Origin of the sequence: Haloarcula salinisoli (assembly GCF_019599405.1) — an archaeon.
Lineage (GTDB): Archaea > Halobacteriota > Halobacteria > Halobacteriales > Haloarculaceae > Haloarcula > Haloarcula salinisoli.
Genome location: NZ_RKLQ01000002.1, coordinates 758,052 through 775,696, shown reverse-complemented (window position 1 = coordinate 775,696; position 17,645 = coordinate 758,052). Strand labels below are relative to the sequence as shown.

The 17,645-nt window shown below is 66.7% G+C and carries 17 protein-coding genes; 7 read left to right on the top strand and 10 right to left on the bottom strand.

Going from position 1 to position 17,645, the window contains the following annotated elements:
* Positions 1 to 21: 21 nt before the first annotated feature.
* The 3 genes from EGD98_RS13215 to EGD98_RS13205 all read left to right on the top strand — a co-directional run bounded on the left by EGD98_RS13215 (position 22) and on the right by EGD98_RS13205 (position 2,992).
* Positions 22 to 969: a lamin tail domain-containing protein gene (locus EGD98_RS13215; protein ID WP_220588840.1), complete on the top strand. Its 948-nt coding sequence runs from the start codon at positions 22 to 24 to the stop codon at positions 967 to 969.
* A gap of 376 nt (positions 970 to 1,345) precedes the next feature.
* Entirely contained in the window at positions 1,346 to 2,401 is a 1,056-nt protein-coding gene (locus EGD98_RS13210; protein WP_220588839.1) for a molybdopterin-dependent oxidoreductase, read from the top strand.
* Between the two features lie 39 nt (positions 2,402 to 2,440).
* Positions 2,441 to 2,992, top strand: a complete 552-nt coding sequence (locus EGD98_RS13205) for a hypothetical protein (protein WP_220588838.1) — start codon at positions 2,441 to 2,443, stop codon at positions 2,990 to 2,992.
* Between the two features lies 1 nt (position 2,993).
* On the opposite strand, the gene EGD98_RS13200 is transcribed toward EGD98_RS13205, so the two are convergent.
* The 10 genes from EGD98_RS13200 to EGD98_RS13155 all read right to left on the bottom strand — a co-directional run bounded on the left by EGD98_RS13200 (position 2,994) and on the right by EGD98_RS13155 (position 13,692).
* Positions 2,994 to 3,611 (bottom strand): HAD family hydrolase, encoded by a 618-nt coding sequence (locus EGD98_RS13200; RefSeq protein ID WP_220588837.1) that lies wholly within the window; start codon positions 3,609 to 3,611, stop codon positions 2,994 to 2,996.
* A complete protein-coding gene (locus tag EGD98_RS13195) occupies positions 3,608 to 4,024 on the bottom strand; it encodes an RNA-binding domain-containing protein (RefSeq protein ID WP_220588836.1) in 417 nt (138 codons plus the stop codon). The genes EGD98_RS13200 and EGD98_RS13195 overlap by 4 nt, the downstream gene beginning before the upstream one ends.
* Positions 4,021 to 4,581 (bottom strand): AAA family ATPase, encoded by a 561-nt coding sequence (locus EGD98_RS13190; protein WP_220588835.1) that lies wholly within the window; start codon positions 4,579 to 4,581, stop codon positions 4,021 to 4,023. The genes EGD98_RS13195 and EGD98_RS13190 overlap by 4 nt, the downstream gene beginning before the upstream one ends.
* A gap of 242 nt (positions 4,582 to 4,823) precedes the next feature.
* Positions 4,824 to 5,822: a hypothetical protein gene (locus EGD98_RS13185; protein ID WP_220588834.1), complete on the bottom strand. Its 999-nt coding sequence runs from the start codon at positions 5,820 to 5,822 to the stop codon at positions 4,824 to 4,826.
* Between the two features lie 314 nt (positions 5,823 to 6,136).
* Positions 6,137 to 6,979 (bottom strand): polyprenyl synthetase family protein, encoded by an 843-nt coding sequence (locus tag EGD98_RS13180; protein WP_220588833.1) that lies wholly within the window; start codon positions 6,977 to 6,979, stop codon positions 6,137 to 6,139.
* A gap of 87 nt (positions 6,980 to 7,066) precedes the next feature.
* Positions 7,067 to 8,941: a methyl-accepting chemotaxis protein gene (locus tag EGD98_RS13175; RefSeq protein ID WP_220588832.1), complete on the bottom strand. Its 1,875-nt coding sequence runs from the start codon at positions 8,939 to 8,941 to the stop codon at positions 7,067 to 7,069.
* Positions 8,938 to 10,512, bottom strand: a complete 1,575-nt coding sequence (locus tag EGD98_RS13170; protein WP_220588831.1) for an ABC transporter substrate-binding protein — start codon at positions 10,510 to 10,512, stop codon at positions 8,938 to 8,940. Before EGD98_RS13170 ends, EGD98_RS13175 begins: the two co-directional genes overlap by 4 nt.
* A gap of 238 nt (positions 10,513 to 10,750) precedes the next feature.
* Positions 10,751 to 11,692, bottom strand: coding sequence for an electron transfer flavoprotein subunit alpha/FixB family protein (locus EGD98_RS13165; RefSeq protein ID WP_220588830.1), 942 nt, complete (start codon positions 11,690 to 11,692; stop codon positions 10,751 to 10,753).
* On the bottom strand, positions 11,689 to 12,444 hold the full coding sequence (locus EGD98_RS13160; RefSeq protein WP_220588829.1) for an electron transfer flavoprotein subunit beta/FixA family protein: 756 nt from the start codon (positions 12,442 to 12,444) through the stop codon (positions 11,689 to 11,691). Before EGD98_RS13160 ends, EGD98_RS13165 begins: the two co-directional genes overlap by 4 nt.
* A 126-nt stretch (positions 12,445 to 12,570) precedes the next feature.
* Positions 12,571 to 13,692, bottom strand: a complete 1,122-nt coding sequence (locus EGD98_RS13155; protein WP_220588828.1) for a helix-turn-helix transcriptional regulator — start codon at positions 13,690 to 13,692, stop codon at positions 12,571 to 12,573.
* Between the two features lie 155 nt (positions 13,693 to 13,847).
* On the opposite strand from EGD98_RS13155, the gene EGD98_RS13150 reads away from it, so the two are divergent.
* From EGD98_RS13150 to EGD98_RS13135, 4 genes are all read left to right on the top strand, one after another.
* Entirely contained in the window at positions 13,848 to 15,092 is a 1,245-nt protein-coding gene (locus tag EGD98_RS13150) for a DUF7094 domain-containing protein (RefSeq protein WP_220588827.1), read from the top strand.
* Positions 15,093 to 15,177: 85 nt separating this feature from the next.
* Positions 15,178 to 16,086 (top strand): AEC family transporter, encoded by a 909-nt coding sequence (locus EGD98_RS13145; protein WP_220588826.1) that lies wholly within the window; start codon positions 15,178 to 15,180, stop codon positions 16,084 to 16,086.
* A gap of 320 nt (positions 16,087 to 16,406) precedes the next feature.
* Positions 16,407 to 16,781, top strand: coding sequence for a cupin domain-containing protein (locus EGD98_RS13140; protein ID WP_220588825.1), 375 nt, complete (start codon positions 16,407 to 16,409; stop codon positions 16,779 to 16,781).
* A gap of 122 nt (positions 16,782 to 16,903) precedes the next feature.
* A complete protein-coding gene (locus EGD98_RS13135) occupies positions 16,904 to 17,560 on the top strand; it encodes a bifunctional 4-hydroxy-2-oxoglutarate aldolase/2-dehydro-3-deoxy-phosphogluconate aldolase (protein WP_220588824.1) in 657 nt (218 codons plus the stop codon).
* Positions 17,561 to 17,645 lie beyond the last annotated feature (85 nt).

The window sequence follows — 17,645 nt, the reverse complement described above, 5'->3', positions numbered from 1 at the left end:
GTGGGTGCCCTCGGTCCGACGATGAAAGGTCGCCGAGTCGGTGTGGTGGTCGTGCTGGTCCTGCTCGCGGGCTGTGGCGGACTCGTGCCCGCGGACGACGGCGGGTCCGCCCCGGCGGCACCGGGGACGGCGGCAAGCCTCCCGGCCGACACCACACAGGTCAGTGTCACGGCCGTCGTCGACGGCGACACCATCCGCATCGAATACGAAAACGGCACGCGCGACACCGTTCGGCTGGTCGGCGTCGACACGCCGGAGGTCAACGCGGAGAACGACCCCGCGGAGTTCGAGGGCGTCCCCGACACTGCGGCCGGCGCGACCTGTCTCCGCGAGGCCGGGACGAACGCCTCGAACTTCGCGAAGGACCGACTCCTGGGCCGCACCGTCGGCATCGTCACGGACCCGAACCTTGACCGTCGCGGGTACTACGACCGCCTGCTGGCCTACGTGGTCGTCGACGACCGCCTGTTCAACTACCAGCTCGTCGCGACCGGGCGCGCCCGCGTCTACGACAGCGACTTCAGCCGCCAGGGGTCGTTCACGACCGCCGAGACGGGCGCCCGCGACGACCGCCGGGGCCTCTGGCGCTGCGCGGACCCCGAGACGGCCGACTGGGCGACTGACACGGCGACGACGAGCCCCTCGGGACTCGCCCTGGTCGACATCCACGAGGACGCCGCCGGCAACGACAACGAGAACCTGAACGACGAGTATCTCGTCTTCGCGAACCGCGGTGACGACCCCATCTCACTCGACGGCTGGACCGTCACCGACGCCGCTGACCACAGCTACACCTTCGGGACCTACTCGCTCGGGCCAGGGGAACGGACCACCCTCTACACCGGCAGCGGGACCGACACCGAGACGGCGCGCTACTGGGGCGCCGGCGGCGCGGTCTGGAACAACGGCGGCGACACGGTCACCGTCCGGACGAGCGCGGGCGACGTGGCCCTGCAGCGGGCGTACTGACGGGGCGGTCGTATTCAGGTAAGAGAGATAGAGTGCTCATAGCCAGAAAGCCCCGCCCGTAGCCGGTTGGTCAGCCGGCATGGGCGGGCTGAAAGGGGCCGGTTTCTCAGCGAACCCCGACGACGTAAGCACCCACTGGAGCGTCGTTCGAGAGAGCAGAGCTCTCTCGTGATGCTGCAAGACCGGAGGTCTTGCACAGATCGCGAATCTTCGATTCGCTCACTCACGAAAGGCGCGCAGCGCCTTTCGGACGACAGCGAGTCGCGGGAGCTGAGAAACCGGGGGCTTTCTGGCTGTCTGTATGCTACTTCTCTTTCTAAACACTTCCTCAAGTCCCCAGCGGGCGTACTAAGCCTCTCGCCACCGTAAGCCGGGTATGGACTGGCGCCGGTACACCCCCTCGCCACGCGCCGTCGACTGGGGGCTGTTCGTCGCCGTCGCGACGCTGTTTGCGACCGGCGTCGGAACCATCTTCGCCGGCACCGCCGTCGCGGCGTGGGTCATCGACCTGCACGCGGTCTCGGGAATCGTGCTGGTCTGTCTGCTGCCGGTCAAGCTCTGGCGGGTCCGCCACCGAGTCGCACCCGAGCGGCTGACGGGGGCACGAGTCGTCTCCATCGCGCTCGCCGTCGACGCGACGGGCGCACTCGTCACCGGCGTCTGGTGGATTTTCGGCGGCTCGCTCGACCTGGGGCTGTGGGGGCTCTTCCACCTCCACACCGCGCTTGGGCTGCTCGTCGCGCCCCTGCTCTTGGTCCATCTGCGCTACCGCTATCACTCGCCCGAGACGGCAGTTCGGCACGGCCGCCGCGACGCCATCCGCTACGCCGGCCTCGTCACGACCGGCGCCGTCGTCTGGCGACTCCAGGGGCCGGTCAACGACGCACTGGAGACGGCCGGCGCCGACCGCCGCTTCACCGGCTCCCGAGAGGAGGGCAGCGACGCCGGGAACCGCTTCCCGGTGACGAGCTGGGTCGCCGACGACCCCGAGCCAATCGACAGGAGCGAGTGGTCCCTACGCGTCGGCGGCCGCGTCGCCAGCGCGGCGTCGTACGACGCCGCGGAACTGCCGACGGGTGCCAGCGACCGGGCCCTGCTCGACTGCACGAGCGGCTGGTACTCCGAGCACGACTGGCAAGGGGTGCGCGTGGCCGACCTGCTCGACGCTGCCGACCCCGACGACGCGGCGGCCTGGGTGCAGTTCCGCTCGGTGACGGGCTACCGCTGGAGCCTCCCCATCGAGGAGGCCCGGGATGCCATGCTCGCGACGCGTGTCGACGGCGAGCGCCTCGCACACGGCCACGGTTACCCGCTTCGACTCGTGGCGCCCGGTCGCCGAGGGTTCCAGTGGGTGAAGTGGGTCGAGGAAGTGCGGGTGACCGAGCGCCGCGAGGTCGGTGAGTGGCTCGCCATCTTCGTCAGTGGCATCTGAAAGCCGACTGCCTATCACCAATCCGACGGTAGAGACGGCATGGTCGACACCGACCAGCGAGCGGTCGAGGAAATCGTCCACCAGGGAGACGCCCTCGGAACGCGAAAGATTATCCATATCCTCGAACGGCACCACGACGACCGCCCCGGCGTCCCCCGGGCGGCCATCGACGCCTACGCCCGCGAACTGCACGACCGCGAGGACAGCAGCTTCGACACCGAGGCCTTCTGGAACGTCGTCGACGAGCTGCTCACCGACTCGGACAGCTGGGTCGACGACGGCGACCGCTTCTACGAACTCGAAGGGGACCGCATCAGCCAGTACCCGGCCACGTGGCACGACCGGCTGGCCGGCGAACGCGACCCCGCCGCCTATCTGCGCTTCTTCGAAGCGGAGGCCCCCTCGGTCCTCGGCACCGCGCCTGGCGGTCGCCAGCGCGCCGACGAGGACCAGCTCATCGACGTCATGACGGTCGTCGGCGGGCTGTCGCGTGACTCGGCCAGGACCGCCATCGAAGCCGCCCGCGACGACGACCGCATCGTCGAGGACGCCGACCAGCACCCGAAAGCGGGCGTCTATCTCACGGAGTGAGTCAGAGCAAGGCGTCGATGGTCGCCCAGAGGTCCGGGCCGTCAGTCCGGTACTCGATGGGAACGAACCCAGCGGCTCGCGCTCCCTCGACGTCCTCGCTGTCCCCGACCATCACGTACTCGTCGGCGGGGAGCCGCTCGCGGAGCAGTTCAAACGGGGCCGTGTCGGGTTTGTGGGCGCCCGCCTCGTAGGAGGCGACGACGGCGTCGAACTGGTCGGTGAGGCCGTGGTGGTCGAGTTTGCCGACCTGCCACTCGCGGGGGCCGTTCGTGATGACCGCGAGGGCGCTGTCCTCGGCCAGTCCGGCGAGGCTCTCCCGGGCCGCGTCGGGGACCGTCGTTCCCGCGTACGTCCGCTCGCGTAGCGTCGCGACCATCTCGTCCGGGTCGGCGTCCGAGTCCGCGGTGTCGGCCACCGAACGGACTGCCGCCATCGACTGGCGGTAAGGGTCCGGCTCCAGATTCTCGAAGGCGTCGCGGAAGGCGTCCCGCGCCGTCGTCAGGACCTCGTCGGATGGCTCGACGCCGTGAGCATCGAAGACGTCCCGCAGGATATCGGCGTCAGAGCGGGTCCGGTGGACCAGCACACCGTCGAGTGCGAAACAGAGCGCCTCGGTCATTCGGTGTCTATCGGCTTCCCGTCCTCGGTCGGGGGCGCCACGGAGTCGATGTAGCTCTCGGCGTCGGGCGCTCGCACCGTGACCCCGACGTGGATATCACCGAGTTCCGCGGGCTCGCCGACGGCGAAGTTCACGCGGCTCTCGAAGGCCGCCTGCTTCTTCAGGTCGAAGGCGAAGCTGTCGCCGGCCAGGTTGTCGAAGAAGACCGAGCGAGCCGTGTCCAGAATCTCCGCGCGGTGGAGTTCCTCCGAGAAGCCCTCCATCGTATGGACCTCGGCGACGAGTTCCCCCTCGCGGTGGTCGGGGTCGGCCTCCGGGAAGAGGTTCCGGATGGCGTCCGCGACCCGTGCGGTGACCTCCGTGTCGTTGACCGGCGCCCGTATCTCGACGTCGACGCTGTAGACGCTGCTCACGACTGGGCCTCCACGCCCTCTTCCAGCAGCGTCTGGATACGCCGCTGGAACGCCGCCAGCGAGTCGGTGTTTTCGATGGTCACGTCGGCCATCTCCATCGCCTCGCCCATCCCGAAGCCAAGTTCCCGCTCGTCGCGGTCCTCGAGGGACTCGCCGCCCTCCTCGACGCTCGCGTCCCGCCCCCGCAGGTCCAGCCGCTCGGCGCGAACGTCGAAGGGGGCCGATATCTCGACGAGCACGAACGCGTCGCCGAAGGCGTCCCGGAAGGCCCCGACCTCTACGTCCGAGCGGATACCGTCGACGAGGACGGTGTCGTGGCCGGCCCGCTCGTCCTCGATAATCGGCAGCGAGCGCTCGGCGATGGCCCCCGGCCCGTTCTCCTCGCGCAGCGCTTTCGCCACGGTCCCGTGGTCGGTCGCCGGGTCCAGCCCCCGCTCGCGACACTCCGCGCGAATCACGTCGCCCATCGTCACGACCGGGACGCCCATCTCGCGTGCGACCTCGGCCGCCTCGCTCTTGCCGCTGCCGGGGAGTCCGACGACACCGATGACTGTCATTGGCCGTTCGTTGGCTATCACCGTCTAAAAGCGCTGTTGTTCTACGAGGCGGTGTTCGGGGGCTATCGTGTGGTCGGACGTACGCGGGTTTTCACTCTACGGCCGGACGTCCCAGTCGCATCGCCCCACTCGTGCCGATGAGCCGTCTTGCTCCCCGTGGTTGATCGGCAGATACACACAGTCACTGCACCGGCCATATGGCCCCTAGGTTGCTTTGAACCGACGGACCAGTCGGACCAACACTACGACGATTCGCCCGCCTGTGTCGTCACCCGATAGTGGTCGCCCCGGAACTCGTAGGTGCGATCGACTCTCAATAGCGGGAAATCCCTATCGAACTCCTCCAGCCGGACCCGGGTGGCCTCGTATTCCAGGCTCAGTGCGATAGCGTCACGTAGCTGATTGTCGCGGACGACCTGCTCGATGATGACCTCCTCTGCATCGGGCTCGGGGTCGTCGATTCGTTCAAGAATGTACGCGTCGCGTCCGTCATCATCGCCGGCCTCGCCTCGGGTCGACCGTGCGACCAGTGTCTTGCCGTCCCACTCCACCTCGGCGATGGCCGCTCTGGGGGTCAATTCCAGCGGGCTGGCCTGCAGTTCGAAGCTTGTCGCGAGCACGGTCGGCTCTTTGTAGGAGACTCCTTCGAACCACCCATCGGTTGCGAATGCGTAGTGCCCGCCGCCGAGCCCATCGGCTGAGAGTGATTCCGTCCCTTGGACTAAGTCGATGGCAGCGCCATCGCTGACGCTCCCAGTCGTAACGGTCAAAGTCCACGTGTGGGCCTCGCCGGCAGCCAATCGGTACGCTGGTAGTGGCGTAGCCCGAGGCATGATGTAGTACCAGTCGCCATCGACTCGCTTGTACAGTTCCCAGCCGTGGGAGTTCGTCTCGAACCACTGCTCACTCTGGTTTCGGAGCGTGAAATCGGTCGGTTGATCCAGTTGGACTGTCTGGGTTTCCGGAACGAGGAGGACTGGCATTGCCTGGGGGTCGACTGCATCGTAGCAGACGACCTGAGCGGCGTCATCGAATGGTGGGCATGCGTCCGAGGCAGTGTCACCGGGGAACTCCGGCACCGATTGGGTCGATTCGGTTGGAGAGGTGCCACCGCCCACTGTCGTCACCGTCGTGTTCGATTTCGTGTTCGGTTCGTCCGGGTCAGCTGTACAGCCGGCGAGCAGCGCGCCTCCAGCTGCAGAGAGGGCCGATAGAACCTGTCGTCGGGAGGGCTTGGCCATGAACGTTCGTTCCCGATAGGATTCGTATATGTTTTGTGTCAGTACAGGACGACTCAAACACACGGACAGCACGAACAGGTGATTACTCGTCACTCTTTACTGATTGTATCAATATCACCCTTTCCAGAGATTGTCTCCTGCACGATACGCATACACACCGAGCAGGCGGCTCATTCACGCTGGCCCGCACTCAGCCGCCCAGTGAACCGTTCTGTGTCACAGTAACAACCGGACGGCGGAGTGGGACTGCTGGCGCTCGGTACTGTCTACCGCGTTAGTCACAGCAGCAACTGCGTCCCCGAACCCAAATGCTGCTAGCGCTCACGCACGACAACGAATTCAGCGAGCTCCCGAAGATACTCCACGGACTGAGAGTTGGGCGCATCGACGGTATCCAGCGCCTCCAGGGCGGCGTCGGACTCGGCGCGGGCCTTGGCGTTTGCCTCCTCGGTGGTGAGGTCGGTCACCTCGACGAAGGAGGGCCGTTCCATCTCGGCGTCGTGGCCGGTGGGTTTGCCAAGCGTCTCCTCGTCGGCGACGTCGTCTAACACGTCGTCGCGCATCTGGAAGGCCACCCCCACGCGCTGGGCGTACTCGCCCATCGCCTCGACGGTGTAGGCGTCGGCGTCGGCGGCGATAGCGCCCAGCTCGGCGGCCGCCCGGAACAGCGCGCCCGTCTTGCGGCGAGCGAGTTCCATGTACTCGGTCTCGTTGGTGGGCTGGGCGACCAGCTCCATGGCCTCGCCCTCACCGAGTTCGACCATCGCCTCGGAGACGGTCTGCATCGCCCGCTCGTCCGACGAGAAGAGGGCAAAGGCCTCCCCGAGCAGGCCGTCGGAGGCGATGATGGCCGGCCCGTGGCCGTAGGCCGCCCACGCCGCCGGGGTCCCGCGGCGGACCTCGGACTCGTCGATGATGTCGTCGATGACAAGGGAGGCGTTGTGGACCAGTTCGATGCCGACAGCGAAATCGACGGCGTCAGCCGGGTCCCCACCCAGCGCCTCACACACCAGGACCGCCACCGTCGGGCGCACCCGTTTCCCGCCCGAGAGCACGACGTGGCCGACCTGGTCTGCGAGTTCGTCGGGTTCGACGTCGTCGATGACGGCCTGTAGCCGCGACTCGACGCGGTCACGACGCGCCTCGAGATACTCCATTACCGTCGGCTTGGGACCACGGGGAAAAGTACCTGACGACCCAGTGTTCGGGGCGCGTCGAACAACAAAAAAACAGCGGCCGCGTAGTTAGTCGTCGTTGTCGTTCTGGACCGGCTGGCTCGGGCCGCCGGAGAAGACGAACTCGTGTTCCGCGGCGGTCTCGAAGCGGTCGAGGATACCCCCGAGCGGCTTCGCGTAGCGTTTGAGCCGGTCGGCACGTTCGGAGACCTCGTCCAGCTCGTCGGCCTGCTGTTTGGAGGTCTCGGCCGCGCTCTCGGCTTCCGAGCGGATGGACTGGCTCTGTCCGGTCGCCTGTTCGAGCACGTTCGCGACGTTCTGGAACTGGTCCAGCTCCTCGTTGATGTCGACGTGGGGGTTGCCCTTCAGCGAGTGGAGCCGGTCGATGACCACGTTGAGGTCGCCGGCCAGCTCTTCGAGGCGGGCCTCCTGGTCGGTCGCGTCCGTGTTGATGTTCTCGACGGAGGCAGTGACTCGCTCGGCGGACTGACGGACGTTCTCCGTGTTGGTCAGCACGATGTCACTGGACTCGGCGACCTCTTCGCTGAAGGTCTTGAGCTGGCCGGTCGTCTTCTCCAGCTCGCCGAGCATGTCGTTGAACTCCGTCGCGATGCGGTCCATCGCGTCGTTCTCGTTGTCGATCTCCATGCGCTGGGTGAGGTCACCGTTCGCACACTGCTGCATGACCTCGCTGTAGTCCTCCGCTTTCTCCTGGAGGTAGTCGGTCATGGCGAGTGCTTCCTGCCGGGAGACCTCCGCTTCCTTCCGCGCGGATTCGGCCTCCTGGATACGGTCACGCAGTGCGTTGCGCATGTTCGCGAACGAGGCGGTCAGCTGACCGAACTCGTCGCGTCGGGTCACGTCGAGGTCGACGTCGAGGTTCCCCGCCTCCAGACGCTCGGCTTTCTCGGTCAGCCGGTTCAGCGTGCTCACAGTCCCGCGACCGAAGACGAGCCCGATGAACGCGATACCGAAGAACGCCGCGCCCGAGAGGACGAGCAGGTTGTTCTGAATGGTGTTCTGGAGCGCGTAGGCGGTCGAGACCGGCACGTGCGTCGCGACGACCCACTCCTCGTCTGCGACCGGGTGGTACGCGATAACGTACTCACCGGCGAGAGACGGTTTGACGTCACTTGCCTGGACGAAGCCCTTCTCGCCCTCCAGGCCGCGCTGGACGAACGACTGCCCGATGCCGGAGGTATTCTCGTCGTACTCCTGGAGCGAACCGGCGTTCGCGCCCAGAGCGGTCTGGCCGCGCGTCCCGGCGACAATCCGGCCCTGGGAGTCGATGACCTGCGAGTAGACGCCCTGGGACGGCTGTGGCAGGCTGTTCGCGAGCGCGTTGAGGTCCGTCTGCATCACGAGAATCTGGTTCTCACCGCTCTCCGTCTCGATCGGGGTGACGAAAGAGACCAGCGAGGTCTGGAGCGCGTTCGTCGCTTCCGCGATGTAGACACCGTCCTCGCCGTAGGTGAGGTTCTCGTTGCGCCACGGGGCCTCACGGCTGAGCTGTGGTTCCCCGATACGCGTAGTGTCAGAGCTTGCGGTGACAGTGGTCGTGGACCGGTTCACGATCTGAATCTTGATGACGTCGTCCGGGAGCCGGTCGTATTCGTCTTCGAGGAACCGTTGCCGTTCGCTCTGGTTGCCGTTCCGGACCACCTCGAACTGTGAGAGCCGGCGGGTGGTGTCACGTCGTGACTGGCGCCACTCGACGAGCTGTGTCGAACTGGAGTTGGCGACACCGATGTACTCAGTCTCGGTGTCCGTCGTGAGCTGGTCGCTGGTCTGGGCGTACGTGTTCGCGCTCACGCCGAGGATGACTACAGTGACCAGCAACAGCGCCACGACGAACTTCGCCAGGAAGCTTCTGGCCAGAAAGCCAGGGAGAATGCTACTGGCGTCATCTACACTTACGTCGTCTGGTGTGTCTTCGGCACTCATTTGTTATCGAATCTGTCCGCAGCCACATATCGGTCAGGGATTTGCTTTGCGTACTCTGTGATATCGGGTGCTGCACTGTTTAGCTCTTCAGCGGCCGTCTCTGGGCCGTTCGCGATGGCGTTGCTCATCGCGGACGCGGCCTCGGACATGATGTTCATGTTCTGGTTGGTGTCGACCGGCACCGGCGGGTAGACGTCCGGTTCGCTCGGTCGGCCACCGGGGACGTTCTCCATTCCCTTACGGAACGCGTTCATGTACCCCTCGCCGGGCACCGGCGGGGCGTTGCCGTCCTTGACCTGCTGGTCGACCCAGTCGAGGCGGGCGTAGCCCGCACGCGGCTGGTCGCCCTCCCACTGGCGGGTCGAGAGCATGAGGTTGGCCTGTCGGGAGTTGGCCCACTGGAGGTAGAGCCACGCAGCCTCGGGGTGGTCCGTATCCGCCGTGATGGCGGTCGACCAGACCCACGTGTCGACGACGGGGTCCTGCCCGTCGGGGCCCTCCAGCGGCGGGAGCCACTTCGTCTCTTCCATGATCTGCGTGTCCACGATACCGGAGGTCTGTGGCGTCGAGTACATCATCCCGACGTCGCCCTCGCTGTAGGCGTTGTTGTTCTTGTACCAGTCGTAGGAGCTGGGGTTCTCGGGGCCGTAGTTGTGGAGGATGCTCGCGAACCGCTCCAGCGAGGCGATACCCTCCTCGGAGTTGAGCGCCGCCTCCTTGTTCTCGCGGTCGATCCAGTCGGCGCCGTAGGTCTTGAACATGGTCCCCCAGTTGGCCGCCGACAGCGTGCCGGAGCTGGTCCGGGAGACCATGCCTTCGCGGTCGACCTCGTCGGACTCGGAGATGGTCTTGGCACAGTACTCGAGTTCCGCGAAGTTCGTCGGTTCGTCGAGATCGAGCGTCTCGAATGTCGGCTTGTGAATCGCCGTACAGCCGTAGGCCTCGATACCGTTCGGGAAACCGATGAAGTCGGTGGAACCGTCCTCGTTCGGGAACGTCATCAGCTCGATGGTCTGGTCGAGGAAGTCGTCCATCGCGAGCCACTCCCGGTCGGTGAGGTCGTCGTTCTCGATGTACTGCCAGAGGTCCCGGACCCATGGCTCCCCGTCTTCACCGTAATGGTACCCACCGGCGGGCCACAGCCCGCACATGACACCGTCGTACGCTGGGCCGTCGTAGTCCTCGTCGTTCCGCAGAGCAGCGCGCGCATCGCGCCAGTACTGCTCCTCTGAGATTGTGTCGTAGGTGACCGTGATACCCGTCAGGTCCTCGAAGTAGGATTTGACCTGGTTGGTCGTGGTCGCGTACGGGTGCAGTGCGTTCCCGAACGTGAGTTCGATGCCCTCGCCCTCGAACTGTTTCCAGTCGATGTCTGCCTTCTTCGCGTGTTCGTTGAGCTTCTTCCCCCACTCATCGATGCCCCGCTGTTTCGGCGGGACGTCCGTCGGGCCGTATTCGGTCTCCGAGTCCGAGAAAATTCCACCACACCCGGCGAGTCCTACCGTCCCCGAGACTGCCAGTGTTTTGAGTGCGCTCCGTCGTGATATGCGGTCAGTAATCCGGTCTGTCATTGTGATCTATGTATGCGCCGAGAGGTCCCACGCCGGTCGCCGGAGCGACCGACCCATACTCGCCCCTCTTGCTGACACGTACATCATTAATCACCCATCATAAGTTTACCGGAAATGGGGGTTCTGACAGTAAAGAAGAGCCTACTAACAGTCTTTTACACGCCAGAAAACGCCAAATTTAGCCAGTGATACGACCCGGTCAATCAGGGATTACATATAGGTAAAAATTCCGGCCGACTCAGGAATCGAACGCAGCCACCAGCGCTGGGACGACATCGGCGAAGTCGGCGACGATGCCGTAGTCCGCCACGTCGAATATCGGCGCGGTCGGGTCGCTGTTGATGGCGACGGTGGTGTCGCTCTCGCGCATCCCGGCGAGATGCTGGGTAGCGCCGGAGATACCGATGGCGAGGTAGACGTCGGGCGCGACGGTCACGCCGGACTGTCCGACCTGCCGCTCGGCGGGCAGCCACCCCAGTTTCACCGGTGGGCTGGCGGCCGCGACCGTCGCGTCGATGGCCTCGGCGAGGTCGAAGACCACGTCGAGGTTCGCCTCGGCACCGATACCGCGTCCGACCGCCACGACCACGTCGGCCTCGGTGAGGTCGCGGTCACCGAGCGTCTCGGAACCGGTCACCCTCGACCGGACCGCCCCGTCGTCGATGTCGGCCGCGAACGACCGGATTTCGGCGTCACCGGTCGCCTCGGCGGGGCGCCACTCGCCGGGTCGGAGCGTCACGACGGCCCGGCCACTGTCGACAGCGAACCTCGTCACTGTCCCGTCACCCTCGCGGGCGACGGTCAGGCCGTCCGCGGCGTCCAGTTCGACCGCGTCAGTCACAATCGGCCAGTCGAGTCGGGCGGCGAGCGCCGGGGCGTACGCCAGCCCGGTCGCCGAGTTCGGCGCGAGGACGACCCGCGCGTCGAGAGCGCCGACCAGTTGTGTCAGTGCCCGTGTGGCGATATCGTGGGTGAACGCCTCGCCCTCGGCGACCGTGTGGACCACGTCGACGCCGTCACGGGCGAGCTGTTCTGCGAACCGCTCGGCGTCGCCGCCGACGGCGGCGGTGTGGACGGGGTCGTCGGTCGCCTCGGCCAGTTCCAGTCCGGCCGTCTGTGCCGCGCGGCTCACCTCGCGCAGCCGGCCACCGCGGTGCTCGGCGACGGTGAGAACGGTCACGGTTCCACCCCGTGTGCGCGGAGGACCTGGGCGAGGTCGGCCACCGCCTCCTCGGGCGGCCCCTCGAACAGCGTTACGCCGCGGTCCCGGTCGGCGGTACCGACCCGGGTCAGCGACCGCTCGATATCGGACGGTTCGAGTCCCAGGTCGTCGAGTGAGCGCACCGCGAGGTCGGCCCGGTGTGTGGCCCTGACCGCCCCGAGGCTCGCCGGCCGGGGCTCGTTGCAGCCGGTCCCGACGGTCAGGACGGCCGGCAGGTCGACGTCGACCAGGTCGACGTGTGGACCGTCGCGGTCCGAGCGGACCGAGACGACGCCGGCGTCGCGGTCGAGCGCGATATCGGTGACGACCGTAGCCCAGCCGTACGACAGGGACGAGGCCAGGGTCACCCCGGTCGCACCGAACCCGTCCGGACCCGACCGAGCCCCCGCCAGTACGATGTCGGGGTCCACGTCGTCGACCACCTCGGCCAGCAACCGCGCTTTCAGTCGTGGGTCGAACAGGGCCGCCGCCGCGAGCGAGTCGTCCCAGACACGTATCCCGCGGTCGCCCCCCTTCGCCAGGGCGGCCCGGACGACCGGGTCGGCCGCCGGCGGCCCGACGGTCGCCGTGACGATTGTCACGTCCCCGTGGGTCTCCCGCAACCTGACGGCCGCTTCGAGCGCGTGAGCGTCCCACGCACCGAGGCGGTACTCGGTGTCGGAGTCGCCGTCGGCCCGGGACACCGGTGCCACTGTGACAAGGATTTGCACACCGAACGGTGGGCGGGCAGCGAGAAAACGCTACCGCCGGGCCGCTCATACTGGTGGCTGTACGTTCCCAACGATGTTCGCCACCCCGGGGTGGCGAAGGACGTCAGTTTGGGACAGCCGCCAGTATCAGTCCTCGATTTCGGTGACGTCCTCGTCGGGGAAGGAGATGAGGTTCTCCCGCCCGATGCGGAGCTTGTCGATGCGGTCGTCCTCGTCCATCGACGAGAGCAGCTGGGACACCTTGGCGTTCGACCAGCCGGTCTCCTTGACGATTCGAGCCTGCTTCATCCGACCGCCGTTCTGGGTGAGCAGCCGTTCGACGCGTTCCTCGTCGGAGAGCAACTCGACGTCGATCTCGTCGGCCGACTCACCGCCGGCAGTGGTCGACGCGGGCGCCGACGGTGTGTCCCCATCGTCGCTGTCGGTCGTGCTTCCGCCCACGGCCGGGAACTCGTCGGACTCGTTCATGTAGAGCAACGCGGCCACGACCCCAAGGACAAGCAGGATGCCCAGACCGCCCCACAGCGGAAACCCGCCATCCTGGATGGGGCCCTGGTCGGTCCCCGTGCCCGTGCCCGTGCTGTTCGGGTTCCGGCCGCCATCGTAGACGATGTCCAGGTCACCACGCTCGAACCTCGTCGTCGGGCTTCCATCGATACGGAGGTCGCCGTTGTCGATATAGGAGTTCTGCGGTGAGTTCGTCAGCACGTACCCCTGGGGCGGGGAGATGACGAGCGACTGGCCCGCCGCGAGGTTAGTGAGCCACGTCCCGCTCTGCGTGTAGAACGCGTCTTCGAGCCGGAGCTGACTGCCGCTGACGGCCGCGAAGTTCGTCCAGTTGAACGAGAGAACTAGCCGCCCCTGTCCGTCGTCCACGACGTACTCACGGTTGATGTCTCGCAGTTCCATGTCCCGCCCGGTCGCGCTGGCCGCCCCATCACTCGCCGTCTGGAACTCTACCAGTGCGTTCTCCTCGGTGTTCCCGGCAACGAACGTCTCACCCAGCCGTTCGAACGCGCGGGTGTCGTTCTCGTCCGTCAGATCGAACCGCTCGACGACCCGCCAGCGCGCGTCGCCGTCCGGGTGCAACTGTACCTGAAACGTCGTGTTCTCGGACGCCAGTTCCTGGGCCGCAGTCGGCTGCGCGGCCGGCTCGCTGGGGGCGGCGGCAACCGGTGTGGCTGCCGAGGCCGCTGGGAACGCAACAAAGAGGAGGGCAAGGAGGACGGCGGATACCCGCGGGGCCATATCACACAAAGAGTGTACAGGCTGTCGGCAAAACCCTTTCTATCGAAGAATAAAACGTCAGCGGTGGCGGTGAAACGTCTCGGCGCTTCTCACGCGACAGTTATGGGTGGTGTAATGGGAGAGATTTTTGTACGCCGCCGGTATACGAGTTGACAATGCGACCGCTTCCTGCCCTCCTCGTCGCGCTGCTGTTCGTCACCGCGGCGGCGTTTCCGGTCGCTGGCGCATACGCGACCCCGGAGCGGACCTTCACGACGACGGTTCCCGCCCAGAGTATCGACACCGTTCAGAACACGACGAATCAACTCACCATCCCCGGCGGTGAGGTCCAACGGACCAGCTACAACGAGACCGGCGTCGACGTCGGCACCGCCACCGAGGCCTGGTCGACACAGCTCCAGCACCGACACGACGCCCTCTCGTTCGAGGAACGCTTCCAACGGGCCGACGGACGCGAGGCGCGGGCACGACTCGTCACCGACCGCCTGGCAGCTATCGAAGCCCAGGAGCAGGCCCTCGACCAGCGCCAGGACGCCGCTATCGCCCGCTACGCCCGCGATGAGATCTCTGCAGCGGCGTTCCTCAGGACGCGCCTCGTCGTCAACGCCGAGGCGAGCGAGCTACTGGAGACCCTCGAGCAGGTCTCGGCTGCCCCCGACAACGCGCCCGAGTACTCACTGAACGACTCCATCATCGCCCGACTGCGCTCGACCGAGGGCGAACTCCGGACGCTCACCGGCCCTATCGGAGACCAGCTCCAGTCGGGTGATTCGGCCGACCGCACACTGTACATCGAGGTCGCCGATGCCAGCTATATGCTCGCGACGGTGACCGACGACGAGTACCTCAGGGAGACCCGCCTCGACGACGCACGGGACGCCAGTGCGCCGGACGAGTTCCTCGGCACGGCGGTCAACGACGGCGACCCCGAGACGGACCGGCTGGACGTCGCGGACGAGCGGGCGGCCGAGCTCTACCCGTGGCTCTACGAACGACAGCGCCCGAGCTTCACGTTCTACGGCGACTCGGGCATCTACGAGCTGACGGCCGACCATCCAAACGGCGACCTGCGGGCGTATCTCGACGGCGGGACGACCGACGTCTTCTACGAGGAGCAGGTCCGCGACCTCTCGGACGTCCAAACGACGGCGATCGCGCGCAACGTCAACGGCACCCTCGCGGTGACGGTCCGTCAGTCCAGCGCGACGGGGCCGCTACTCGTCACCGCCTCGAACAACGAGACCGGCGCGACCGTCGACGGGACCGTCACGATAGACGGCCAGCCCGTGGGGACCACCGGGACCGACGGCGAGCTCTGGACCGTCGAACCGCGCGGGGTCTACACCGTGACCGTCACGGCCGACACAGGCACCACCAGCGTCGTCGTGCGGGCGAACTGAGCGAGCGCCAGCCGTGTCCCTGACTGCCAGTGCCACGGCGCCCTAGTGACGAAAGCGACTAAAGCACCCCCTCGTTGGGTCCGGTATGGCCGTCATCGAGCAGCTCGGTTTCATGCTGGTCTTTCTCGCCGTCGGCGCGGCCGCACGCAGCGTCTCCCTGCTGACCGCGTCGCGGACGGAGACGTTGACGGCCGTCGCCTTCTACGTCGCCCTCCCAGCGCTGGTCTTTGCCTCTACGTTCGACCGCCCGCTTGGTGAACTAATCTCGCCGGCACTGCTGGTCGGCTTCTGGACCGTCCTCGCAGTGACCGTCGCCGCCGGCTGGCTCGTCCACCGCCGCCGGGAGAGCGACGCCCGCCGGAGCGTCGCCATCGTGCAGTCCTACCACGGGAACATGGGGTTTCTGGGGCTCCCGCTGGTGGCGGCGACCCTGGGCGGTGAGGCAACCGCCATCGCCAGCGTCGTCCTCGGGCTGGGCGCGCTGACCCAGGCCCCCGTGACGGTTATGACGCTCATCCGCATCAACGATAGCGACGCGTCGCTGTCGGGCGAGCTACGGGCACTGGCGACGAATCCTGTCCTCGTCTCGCTGGCCGCTGGCATCGCCGCCTCGGTCGGCGGCGTCGGCGTTCCGGCGCCAGTGGTCACCGGCCTCGACACCGTCGCGACGCTCGCGCTCCCCCTGGCGCTGGTCTGTGTCGGTGCGAAACTCGACACGGAGCTGTCCCTGTCGACGCTCCGGCCGACGACCGGCGTGGTCCTGCTGAAGGTCGTCTGGATGCCCGTCCTCGCGTGGGCCGTGTTCTCGGCGCTGGGCGTCGGCTCGACAGCGCTGTCGGCGGCCGTCATCATGCTCGGTGTCCCCACCGCCGTCTCCACGTACGTCTACACCAGCGAACTCGGCGGCGACGCCGCCTTCGCCTCGATGAACGTCGTCGTGACGACCGTGGCCTCGCTGGGGACGCTCTCGGTGCTCGTCTGGCTGTTCGGCTGAACGAGCGACTGTATTCTTCGGGAGATGTACACCGAGAGCTACAATCTGACTCGCAGCGACTGCAAACGACCAGAAAGCCCCTTTCATTCCGCCCGTAGCCAGTTGGCCAGCCGGCATGGGCGGGGCTGAAAGGGGCCGCACCCTCGACGAAGCCCGGCGAAGTAAGCACCGGAGCCGACCGAAGGGCGGCGAAGAGCACAGCGAGCCGCGCGAATCGAGGGTGCGGGGGCTTTCTGGCTGTTCGAGCTGTTCCTATTAAACGAGATAGCAGCACAGGACACCACCTCAAGCTTTTACACACTGCTGTCGCTCGTTCGAGTATGGCCTACCACCACATCGACCCCGCGGAGCTGCCGGAAACCGAGGACTACCCGTGTGACCGGCGGGGAATCTCGGACGCGGCGGAGCTGCTGGCGCTGCACGCGGCCACCTACGAGATGGCGCCGGGCGAACAGCTCCCGCGCTCGTATCACTACCACAAGCAACGGGAGGAGCTGTTCTACGTCGTCTCGGGGCCGGTCCACGTCGAGACGCCCGAGGGGGAGTTCGCCGTCGAGACCGGCGAGGTGTTCGTCGCCGAGCCCGAGAGCCCCCACCGTGCCTTCGTGCCCGAGGACGCCGACCAGTCGGCCCGCGTGCTCGGCGTCGGCGCGCCGAAATCGGACCCAGGGTTGCCCTACGAGCCAGACGAGTGATACGGATTGTTGGAGCTGTTTGCCGCTGATTTCCGACCTTCGGCTGGCGGTACCGCCAAGAGACTACAACACTCCGTATCGGTTGGGCTACGCTTTTCCCGTCGGCCCGTTGAGGGACTTCCATGACACGCAAGCAGGAAGTCAAATCGGCACTTCTCGACAGCGGCGTCACGGCCGTCCTGCGTAACATTCCGGAAGACCAGATGGTCGACGTGGCCCGCGCCGTCCACGACGGCGGGGTGCGCGCGCTGGAACTGACCGCCGACGCCAAGCGGTGTTCCGACCAGGTCGCCGCCGTCGACCGGGCCCTGGAGGACACCGACGCCATCGTCGGCGTCGGGACGGTGATGGACCCCGCCGCCGCGCGCAACGCCATCGAGGCCGGCGCGGAGTTCATCCTCGGGCCCCACTTCGACGAAGACGTCGTCGAGGTGTGCAACCGCGAGGGTGTGCTCTGCATCCCGGGTGTCATGACACCCACGGAGGCCGCCGACGCGATGGCCGCTGGCGCGGATATGCTGAAGATGTTCCCGGCCTCGACCGTGGGCCCGGGCCACATCAGCGCGATTCAGGGACCCCTCGGCGACGTCCCCATCATGCCGACCGGCGGCGTCGACGCCGAGAACGTAGCGGACTACTTCGAGGCGGGCGCCGTCGCCGTCGGTGCCGGCTCGGCGCTGGTCGACTACGAGGCCATCAGGAACAAAGATATGGAGGGCGTCCGCGAGAGCGCGGCCGAATTTGTCGAGGCCGTGGAGCAGGCGAGGAATCGACCGTAGGGAGATTCCTCGGAAAGAGCGAGCGGGGAGCGTAGCGAGACCGACCAGCGGGAGGTCTCGAAGCGAACCGGCGACCGCAGGGAGC